The organism is Pseudomonadota bacterium, from assembly GCA_023229365.1.
GTDB lineage: Bacteria > Myxococcota_A > Polyangia > JAAYKL01 > JAAYKL01 > JALNZK01.
Genome location: JALNZK010000232.1, coordinates 1 through 3,886, shown reverse-complemented (window position 1 = coordinate 3,886; position 3,886 = coordinate 1). Strand labels below are relative to the sequence as shown.

Below are 3,886 nucleotides of genomic sequence, written 5' to 3'. Positions count from 1 at the left end.
GGCAGGGCTTCTACCTGGGCGGCGGCGGCATCCGGGACGTCGAGCCGGACAAGATCTGGCCGGAGGACTTCATCGAGGACGAGAGCGCCGTGCACTCCAACGGGCTGATCCTCGGCGGCGCGCTGTGGGATCTGCGCAAGGCGCTCGTCGCGGAGCTGGGGGAGACCGACGGGCACCGGCTCACGGAGGAGATCTTCGTCGACATGCTCCGCCTCACCGAGGACATCCCCACGTCGTTCGAGGCCGCGCTCGCGGCGGACGACGACGACGGCGATCTCGCGAACGGCACGCCGAACCTCTGCCCGATCTACGACGCGTTCGACGCGCACGGCCTGGCCAGCGGCGGGCTCGGCCGGATCGCCATCGAGCACGAGCCGATCGCGTTCCAGCCCGCGCCGGGGATCCCGATCCCGGTGGTCGCGGAGATCTACGAGCTGCAGGCGGAGTGCTCGACGCTCGGCGACGCCCGCCTCGCCTACAGCCTCGACGAGGGCGGGTCGTGGACCGAGATCGCGATGGCGTCGACCGGCGGCGACGGGTACGCGGCCGAGCTCCCGGCCATGCCCGCGGGGACCGAGATCCGGTACCGGATCGAGGCCGACGAGCTCGACACCGCGCAGACGGTCACGCGCCCGGACAACGCGGCCGAGCCGTTCTACGCGATCTACGTCGGGCCGCTCGCCGAGATCCTGTGCGACGGCTTCGAGGGCGAGGACGACGGCGGCTGGACCCACGAGCTGCTCGCGGGCGAGGACATCCTCGGCGCGGACGACTGGCAGCGCGACACGCCGACCGGCAAGGGCGGCGATCCGGAGGGCGCGTACGCCGGCGAGAGCGTCTGGGGCAACGATCTCGGCCTGTACTTCGGCCCGGACGAGAACTGGAACGGCAAGTACCAGGACGGGAAGATCAACACCCTGCGCAGCCCCGCCTTCGACCTCTCGGACTACGAGACCGTGCGGCTCGTCTTCCGCCGCTGGCTGAACGTCCAGGACGGCAACTTCGACAAGGCGCGCATCTACGTCAACGAGCAGGAGGTCTGGAGCAACTTCGAGTCGCCCGGCTCGGCGACCGACTCGCACGTCACCCACCACCAGGACAAGGAGTGGATCCTGGCCGACATCGACATCTCCGCGCTCGCGGGCGGCCAGGCGGAGGTCGAGATCCGCTTCGAGCTCCAGTCGAACCCCGGGAGCTACTACGTCAGCAGCCAGTACGGCGGCTGGACGATCGACGAGCTCTGCCTGTTCACCGCGGACGAGGAGTTCCTCCCGCAGGAGGACGCGGGCGCGGACGCGGGCGATCCGGACGGCGACGCGGGCCCGGTCACCGCGACGGCGTTCTCGATGGGCGGGTGCGGCTGCGACGCGGCCGGCCGCGGGACCGCGGGCGGTTCGCTGTTGAGCGCGATCCTCGGTTCGTTCTAGACTCGCCGCGTGGAGCTCTTCGAAGATCCGCCGCCGACCCTCGCGACCCGCCGCCTCTTCCTGCGCAAGCTCGAGGTCGAGGACGCGGACGCGATGTACGCGTACCTCTGCGACCCCCGGCTCACCGAGTTCGTCTCGTGGGAGCCCCACGTCTCCATCGAGCAGACCGTCCTCTACCTGATGACCGTCGAGTCCGCGTACCGCGACCCGGGGCTCCTCGAGTGGGGGGTGACGACGCGGCGCGGCGGCCGCCTGATCGGGACGTGCGGCTTCACCCGCGTCGATCGCGATCACGCGCGGGCCGAGCTCGGCTACACGATCGGCCGCAGGTTCTGGGGCCGCGGCTACGCGACGGAGGCCGCGGAGGCGGTGATGCGGTGGGGCTTCGAGTCGCTCGAGATCAACAGGATCGAGGCGCAGTGCGCGGTCGGCAACGCCGCCTCGGAGCGCGTGCTCCGGAAGCTCGGCATGGCCTTCGAGGCGCGGCTCGCGGAGCGCGTGTCGATCCGCGGGCGCTTCTGCGACGTCGAGATGTTCGCCCGCCTGCGCGGGGCGGACGGGAGGGCAGGGTGAGGCATGAAATCGGTTGAGGAGTTCGCGGCCGAGCGCGAGGCGCTGAACGAGGTCGTCATGAAGTACGCCGGCCTCTCGATCAAGCGCTTCTACGGGCTCGACGCCCGCGTGTACAAGGACGGCGCGCTGCCGCGGAAGACCAAGGAGCTGCTCGGGCTCGTGGCGTCGCTCGTGCTCAGGTGCGACGACTGCGTGAAGTACCACGCGATCGGGTGCAAGGAGACGGGCGTGACCGACGAGGAGCTCGACGAGGCGCTCGCGATAGGGCTCGTGATCGGCGGATCGATCGCGATCCCCCACCTGCGCCGGGCGCTCCAGGCCTGGGACGAATTGAAACCGTAGGGGCGCCGCTTGCTGCGCCCACTTGCTGCGCCCACGGGGTTGGCACCCTTGGGCAGGGCGAGCCCTGCCCCGACGACGACTCTTGACGAACACGGGGCGCTCGCCTATTTTGCTCTCCGGCTGGCGGGAATAACTCAGTGGTAGAGTGCTAGCTTCCCAAGCTGGAAGTCGCGGGTTCAAATCCCGTTTCCCGCTCCGAGAGCCCTCGGCGAATACCCGAGGGCTTTCGCATATCTGGAGCCTGTGTCTCCTCGGCCGGAAAAGCGTTTTCGGCCTTTTGCTCTGCCAGTGCTCTCCTGGCGGACAGCATTTTCACGATTCTGCGGTCCGGATCGGCCTCGCCGGCAGCGGCTTCGAGAACGTTCGCGGGCAGGTACTGCGGTGGCGAAGACGACTGCCGTGAAGAGACCGCCGAGGAAGAGCGCCGCTTTCGAATCCGAGCATGGACGACGCTCGCGTTCGGCGCAGCGAGCTTCGGCATCGGTGTTCCGCTCATCGTCACCGGCGCCAAGGGTCGCAGAAGGCAGGTGGCCCTCCGCCATAGAACGGCCGACGTCGGGTGGATCCAGCACGGCGCTGTCGTCTTTTTTGCCGGCGAGAACGCGGGAGGCCTGCGGCTGGCGCTCGAATTCTGAGGCGCGGGGCTTCTGGTACTGTGGGTCTTCACACGGCTTGCCATGGGAGTGCTCCCCGACGCCCCCACATGGTGCCCTGCAAAACACGGGCGGTCGGCGAGCACGTGAGACGGAAGTTCTGGTATGCTCCGGCTCAAGGAGTCGGCCATGAAGGCGACATACATTCATCTGCTGTGCGCGCTTGCGTTCCTCGGTTGCGCGGAAGAGAACGTCAACTGGGGCAACCCGACGAAGGTGTGCGAGGCGCCGGACGGGGCGTGCTGGGAGTGGAACTGCGAGAGCGACGGCTGCCTCCCGGGCTTCACGGACGAGATCGATCCGGCCGGTCTCCCGGACTGTGCGACGGGCGAGGGCCCGTACGCCTCGTGGGGCAACGGGCGCTTCTTGGAGATCTACGCCTTCTGCGACGAGTCGCCCGACGACGGCATGTGGGCCTCGACGGCGGCCGATGGTCGGCTGCTCCTCTGCGAGGAGGACGCCGACTGTCCCCAGTCGAAGCCGTCCAACCTGAACGAGTGCGTCCAGGGCCTCTGCCAGAACAAGGACACCGACCTCTATCCCAGGAACGTGATCACGACCTCGGACGCGGAGGCGCTCTGCTTCGCGGGATTCAACCGCGCCGAGACCGTGAACGACATCGCCCTCGTGTCGAGCGTGTTTGCCGACATCGACGCCGCATGCTCGGGAGACTGGAACGAGCCGTGCGAGGGCGAGCTGCCGGACTACTGCTGGACCGTGGATTGAAGTCGGCGGCGAAGCCTCGAAGGAACGCCCTGAAAAATGGTAACTGTTTAGCGGCCATCCCGACGTGAAGCAGCCGGTCGGCTGCGGTTTCGAAAAAAGTGAAGGTGGATCGGATCGTGGCGGAGATCCCCCGTTCCAATCTTTCTCGCGCTGTGATCTACAATG

4 protein-coding genes and 1 tRNA gene are annotated in these 3,886 nt (G+C 68.2%); all 5 read left to right on the top strand.

Features of this window, described 5'->3' with window-relative positions; all coding sequences use genetic code 11:
- The coding region (locus M0R80_31580; GenBank protein ID MCK9464183.1) for a hypothetical protein at positions 1 to 1,427 on the top strand (1,427 nt) is incomplete at its 5' end.
- Between the two features lie 9 nt (positions 1,428 to 1,436).
- A complete protein-coding gene (locus M0R80_31575; protein MCK9464182.1) occupies positions 1,437 to 2,000 on the top strand; it encodes a GNAT family N-acetyltransferase in 564 nt (187 codons plus the stop codon).
- A 3-nt stretch (positions 2,001 to 2,003) separates the two neighbouring features.
- Positions 2,004 to 2,342, top strand: a complete 339-nt coding sequence (locus M0R80_31570; GenBank protein ID MCK9464181.1) for a carboxymuconolactone decarboxylase family protein — start codon at positions 2,004 to 2,006, stop codon at positions 2,340 to 2,342.
- 123 nt (positions 2,343 to 2,465) lie between these two features.
- A tRNA-Gly gene (locus M0R80_31565) sits at positions 2,466 to 2,537 on the top strand.
- A gap of 587 nt (positions 2,538 to 3,124) precedes the next feature.
- Positions 3,125 to 3,721: a hypothetical protein gene (locus M0R80_31560; protein ID MCK9464180.1), complete on the top strand. Its 597-nt coding sequence runs from the start codon at positions 3,125 to 3,127 to the stop codon at positions 3,719 to 3,721.
- Positions 3,722 to 3,886: the final 165 nt, after the last annotated feature.

Coding starts and splice junctions, on each gene's coding strand:
- M0R80_31570 (MCK9464181.1), top strand. CDS start 2,004: ATGAAATCGGTTGAGGAGTTCGCGGCCGAGCGCGAGGCGCTGAACGAG.
- M0R80_31560 (MCK9464180.1), top strand. CDS start 3,125: ATGAAGGCGACATACATTCATCTGCTGTGCGCGCTTGCGTTCCTCGGT.